This window comes from Bradyrhizobium sp. (assembly GCF_035701725.1).
In the GTDB taxonomy this organism is placed as follows: Bacteria; Pseudomonadota; Alphaproteobacteria; order Rhizobiales; family Xanthobacteraceae; genus Bradyrhizobium.
Genome location: NZ_DASSRP010000310.1, coordinates 1 through 6060 on the forward strand (window position 1 = coordinate 1; position 6060 = coordinate 6060).

Below are 6060 nucleotides of genomic sequence, written 5' to 3' on the forward strand. Positions count from 1 at the left end.
AACTGCGGGTGCGCATCGAGCACCCGGCATTCCCTGCTCCCTCGTCTGTTTCGAGGGGCGATAATCCGGCAAACCCCGGGCGATTGCGCCGCGGGAATGCTTTCGCTCGTCATTCCGGGGCGCCCGAAGGGCGAACCCGGAATCCATAGTGCCGCGTTCGAGAAGAGATGGATTCCGGGCTCAATGCAATCCGCGCAAACAAAATAGCTTCGCTATTTTGTCGCGTGCATCGCCCCGGAATGACGAAGGGTGATGAATGCTACCCCGCGCCCACCTTCTTCTTGCGCCAGGCCAGATGCACCGCGCAGTTGCAGCCGGGCGGGTGCGACGACAGGCCTTCCGCCTCGTCGTTGGCCGGCGTCGTTGCGAACGGCGCCTTGGCGCTGCGGTTCGAGACGTCCTGGCCCGGAATGTAGTTCAGGATCGGCGCCAGCCAGCGCTCGGTCTCTTCGACGGTAAATCCCTTGCGGGCGGCATAGTCCTCGACCTGGTCGCGCTCGATCTTGCCGACGCCGAAATAGAAACTTTCGGGATGGCTGAAGTAGAGCCCGGACACCGAGGAGCCCGGCCACATCGCAAAGCTCTCGGTGAGCTTCACGCCGCAGCTTGCCTCGGCGTCGAGCAGCTTGAACAGCGTGGCCTTTTCGGTGTGATCGGGCTGCGCGGGATAGCCCGGTGCGGGGCGGATGCCGTCGTATTTTTCCAGAATGAGATCTTCCGCCGAAATGTTTTCGTCCGGTGCGTAACCCCAGAATTCGCGGCGGACGCGGGCGTGCATGCGCTCGGCGAAAGCTTCCGCGAGACGGTCGGCCAGCGCCTTGCACAGGATCGAGGAGTAATCGTCGTTGGCGTTCTTGAAGCGGTCGGCGACCGCATCTTCGCCGATGCCGGCTGTGACCACGAAGCCGCCGATATAGTCCTTCACGCCGGACGTCACCGGCGCGATGAAGTCGGAGAGCGCGGCGTTGTAGCGGCCTTCGCGTTTCTCGAGTTGCTGGCGCAGCGTATGCAGCGTCGCGATCGGCGTCTTGCGCGTCTCGTCAGCATAAACCAGGATGTCGTCGCCTTGTGCGTTGGCCGGCCAGAAGCCGATCGTGGCCTGCGCCGTGAACCACTTCTCCTTGATGATGCGCTCCAGCATCTTGCGCGCGTCGTCATAGAGCGAACGGGCGACGTCGCCGACCTTGGGATCGTCCAGAATGGCGGGAAAACGTCCGGTCAGTTCCCAGGTCTGGAAGAACGGCGTCCAGTCGATGTATTCGGCAAGCTCCGCCAGATCGTAGCTGCGGAAGGTTTTGGTGCCGAAGAAGGTCGGCTTTCGCGGCGGTGTCCTGGCGAAATCGACCGGCACCGCGTTGGCGCGCGCATCGGCAAGCTTCAACCGCTTCTTGTCGGCCTGGGCGCGGAAATGCGCCGCGGAAATTTTCGCGTATTCCTCACGGATATCGGCGGCATAGGCCGCGCGCTTGTCCGCCGACAACAACGAGGAGGCGACGCCGACGGCGCGGCTCGCATCATTGACATGCACCACCGGACCGCTTCGATAATTGGGGTCGATCTTCACGGCGGTGTGGACGCGGCTCGTGGTGGCGCCGCCGATCAGAAGCGGGATGTTCAGCCCCTCGCGTTCCATTTCCCCGGCGAGAAAGCTCATCTCATCGAGCGAGGGCGTGATCAGGCCGGACAGGCCGATGATATCGGCGTCCTCGCGCTTGGCGGTCTCGATGATCTTAGCCGCCGGCACCATCACGCCGAGGTCGATTACCTCGAAGTTGTTACATTGCAGCACGATGCCGACGATGTTCTTGCCGATGTCGTGGACGTCGCCCTTGACGGTCGCAAGCACGATCTTGCCGGCGGCGTTGCGGCCGCTGTCCGCGGTGCCGCTCGCCTGGTTGCGCGCCTTCTCTTCCTCCATGAAGGGCATCAGATAGGCGACCGCCTGCTTCATCACGCGGGCGGATTTCACGACCTGCGGCAGGAACATCTTGCCGTCGCCGAAGAGATCGCCGACGACGTTCATGCCGGCCATCAGCGGTCCTTCGATCACATCCAGCGGGCGCGTGGCGGATTTGCGCGCTTCCTCGGTGTCGGCGTCGATATATTCGGTGATGCCGTGCACGAGAGCATGCGAGAGCCGCTTTTCGACCGGCCATTCGCGCCAGGCGAGCTCCTGCGCTTCGCTCTTCTTCTCCTTGCCGCGGAATTTTTCGGCGAGCGCAAGCAGCCGCTCGGCCGCGCCCGGGTCGCGGTTGAGGATGACGTCCTCGCAAGTCTGCCGCAGCTCGGGATCGATGTCGTCATAGACGATCATCTGCCCGGCGTTGACAATGCCCATGTCCATGCCGGCCTTGATGGCGTGATACAGGAACACCGAGTGCATGGCCTCGCGCACCGGCTCGTTGCCGCGGAACGAGAACGACAAATTGGAAACGCCGCCGGAGATATGGGCGTGCGGCAGGTTTTGCCGGATCCAGCGCGTCGCCTCGATGAAATCGACGCCGTAATTGTTGTGCTCCTCGATCCCGGTCGCGATCGCGAAAATATTGGGATCGAAGATGATGTCTTCCGGCGGGAAGCCGACCCGGTTGACCAGGATGTCGTAGGCGCGGGCGCAGATCTCGGTCTTGCGCGCGAACGTATCCGCCTGTCCCTTTTCGTCGAACGCCATGACCACCACCGCCGCGCCGTGGCGGCGGGCGATGTTGGCCTCGTGGATGAACTTCTCCTCACCCTCCTTCATCGAGATCGAGTTCACCACCGGCTTGCCCTGCACGCATTTCAGGCCGGCCTCGATCACGTGAAATTTCGAGGAGTCGATCATCACCGGCACGCGCGCGATGTCGGGTTCGGCGGCCACGAGGTTGAGGAAGGTGACCATCGCCGCTTCGGAATCCAAAAGCCCTTCGTCCATGTTGACGTCGATGATCTGCGCGCCGTTCTCGACCTGGTCGCGCGCGACTTGCAAGGCCGCGGTGTAGTCGCCGGCGGTGATCAGCTTGCGAAAGCGTGCCGATCCCGTCACATTGGTGCGTTCGCCGACGTTGACGAAGGGGATCGCCGCCGTCAGCGCAAAGGGCTCAAGACCGGAGAGCCGCAACCGCGGCTCGATCTCGGGCACGAGGCGGGGCTTATGCGGGGCGACCGCGGCGGCAATCGCCGCAATATGATCGGGCGTGGTGCCGCAGCAGCCACCGACGACATTGACGAGACCGGCAGAGGCGAACTCGCCGATCAGCCGCGCCATGTATTCGGGGCTTTCGTCATACTGGCCGAACTCGTTCGGCAGGCCGGCATTGGGATAGGCGCAGACCAGCGCATCGGCGACGCGGCCGATGTCGGCGATATGGGCGCGCAGATCCTCGGCGCCGAGCGCGCAGTTGAAGCCGATCGTGATCGGCTTGGCATGCCGCACCGAGTTCCAGAACGCTTCCGGCAACTGGCCCGACAGCAGTCGGCCGGATTTGTCGGTGATGGTGCCGGACACCATCACAGGCACGTCGATGCCGCGCTCTTCGCTGATCTCGGCGATCGCATAAAGCGCGGCCTTGGCGTTCAAGGTGTCGAAGATGGTTTCGACCAGCAGCAGATCGGCGCCGCCGTCGAGCAGGCCCTTGATCTGTTCGCCATAGGCGCTGCGCAGATCGTCGAAGGTGACCGCGCGATAGCCGGGATTGGAGACATCAGGCGAGATCGAGGCGGTGCGGTTGGTCGGGCCGATCGCGCCCGCCACAAAGCGCGGCTTGCCGTCCTCGGCGCTGACACGCGCCGCGGCGGCGCATGCGAGCTTAGCGCCCTCGAGATTGAGCTCATAGGCAAGGTCCGACATCTCGTAGTCGGCCTGTGCGATCGACGTCGAGGAGAAGGTGTTGGTGGCGACGATGTCGGCGCCGGCGCGCAAATAGGCGGCGTGAATATCCTCGATCGCCTTAGGCTGGCTCAGGATCAGAAGGTCGTTGTTGCCCCTGACGTCGCGATGAAAGTCCTTGAACCGCGCGCTGCGAAACGCTGCCTCGTCGAATTGCAGCGCCTGAATCATGGTGCCCATGGCGCCGTCGAGCACCAGGATGCGCTCTTTGGCGGCAGCCAGAAATGCCGTGCGCTTCTTGGAAACGGGGAAGCTCATTGTATCAGGCCGCCTTCTGCGCAGCCGCGGGGCGAATGCCCAAGAGATGGCAGATCGCAAACACCAGATCGGCGCGGTTCATGGTGTAGAAATGAAAGGTATCGACGCCGTGCTTGTTGAGCTTCTGCACTTGGCCGGCCGCCACGGTGGCGACCACCAGCTTGCGGGTCTCGGCATCGTCATCGAGACCGTCGAACTTTGCCGCGAGCCAGTCCGGCACCGTGGTGCCGGCGCGGGTGACGAAGCCCCGCGCCTGCTTGAAATTGTGCATCGGCATGATCCCGGGCACGATCGGGATATCGATGCCGCGAGCGCGGACGCGATCGAGGTAGCGGAAGTAGAGGTCGTTGTCGAAAAAGACCTGGGTGATGGCACGGGTCGCGCCGGCATCGACCTTGGCCTTGAGGCCGTCGATGTCGGCATCAAAGCTAGGGCTTTCCGGGTGCTTCTCCGGATAGGCCGAAACCGAAACCTCGATATCGGGAAAACGCTTCTTGATGCCGGCGACGAGCTCGGAAGAGGTCTGATAGCCGTCGGGATGGGTGAAAAAGGGCGTGCCAATGCCGCCCGGCGGATCGCCGCGGAGCGCCACGATGTGTCGCACGCCGATGGCGTGATACCGCGCGACGATATCGTCGATCTCGCCGCGGGCGGCGCCGACGCAGGTCAGGTGGGCGGCCGGCAGCAAGTCGGTCTCACTCAGGAGCCGGGCGATGGTGGCGTGGGTGCGCTCGCGGGTCGATCCTCCCGCGCCATAGGTCACGGAGACGAAGTTCGGCGTAAGCGGTGCCAGGCGGTTGATGGTCTCCCACAGGCTCTTTTCCATTTCCGCGGTTTTGGGCGGGAAGAACTCAAAGGAGATCGCCGGATGGCTCTGGGCCCGCGATGCGGGAGCATGGGTGGTCTCGCTCATGACTTTCGAAAATCTCCGCAACGGGCCTGGGAAACCGAGCCGGCAGGCCGAAAACATATCCAGGCAAGATAAGTGAAAAGACGTGCCTCAAATAGCCCACCGATAATGGGAAATTGCCCAATGTATCATGATAGCATCAGATTTAATCAGTTGATTTATCACGATGGGCAATGGCGATAACTGACTAAGTAATTGATAAAAAACATTATTATTGAAATTATGTTGGAAGTAGCAGATGGGCAGAGCGTCTGAGTTAAGAAATATCGAATGAATAGCCCACTTATAGGTCGATCGGGGCGGCGCAACGACCCTCAGAGGTCTGCCCTGCGCGCCGGGGCGTTGTGCCGCGTGTTCCGGGCACTAGGTTTACGGCCATGATCCCGCTTTCCGTTCTCGATCTCTCGGTCGTCACGTCCGCCACCAAGCCGGCCGCGGCGCTTCGCAACAGCATCGACCTGGCGCGCCATGCCGATGCCCTCGGCTTCACCCGCTACTGGCTCGCCGAACACCATAACCTCGCATCGGTCGCGAGCCCGGCGCCTGATCTCATGATCGGGCAGATTGCGGCGATGACGAGCAAGATCCGCGTCGGCTCCGGCGGCGTGATGCTGCCCAACCATGCGCCGCTGGTGATCGTCGAGCGTTTCAAGATGCTGGAGGCGCTGTTTCCCGGCCGGATCGATCTCGGGCTTGGCCGCGCGCCGGGCACCGACGGCGCCACGGCTTACGCGCTACGCTCGCGGCTCGACAAGCGCGAGGGCGACGATTTCCTGGAGCGGCTGCATGAGCTGACGCTGTGGGAGACGCGCAATTTCCCGCCCAATCATCCCTTCAACCAGGTGGTGGCGATGCCGAATGATACGCCGCTGCCGCCGATCTGGCTGCTCGGCTCATCCGACTACTCTTCGGAGCTGGCGGCGCAGGTCGGCATGGGTTACGCCTTCGCGCATCATTTTGCGTCCTATGATGCGACGGCGGCGATGACGAACTATCGCGCGCATTTCAGGCAAACCGGCTGGCG

General features: G+C 62.9%; 3 protein-coding genes. 1 reads left to right on the forward strand and 2 read right to left on the reverse strand.

The annotated features are described in order from the left end of the window. Nucleotides 1-259: 259 nt before the first annotated feature. Nucleotides 260-4126, reverse strand: a complete 3867-nt coding sequence (gene metH / locus VFL62_RS18445; RefSeq protein ID WP_325173817.1) for a methionine synthase — start codon at nucleotides 4124-4126, stop codon at nucleotides 260-262. A 4-nt stretch (nucleotides 4127-4130) separates the two neighbouring features. Beyond that, the gene (gene metF, locus VFL62_RS18450) at nucleotides 4131-5039 is read right to left on the reverse strand and encodes a methylenetetrahydrofolate reductase [NAD(P)H] (RefSeq protein ID WP_325173818.1); all 909 of its coding nucleotides are present in this window, start codon (nucleotides 5037-5039) and stop codon (nucleotides 4131-4133) included. A gap of 374 nt (nucleotides 5040-5413) precedes the next feature. Between metF and VFL62_RS18455 the strand changes: the two genes are divergently transcribed. Further along, nucleotides 5414-6060: MsnO8 family LLM class oxidoreductase (locus VFL62_RS18455; protein WP_325173819.1), on the forward strand; the 647-nt coding region annotated here is incomplete at its 3' end.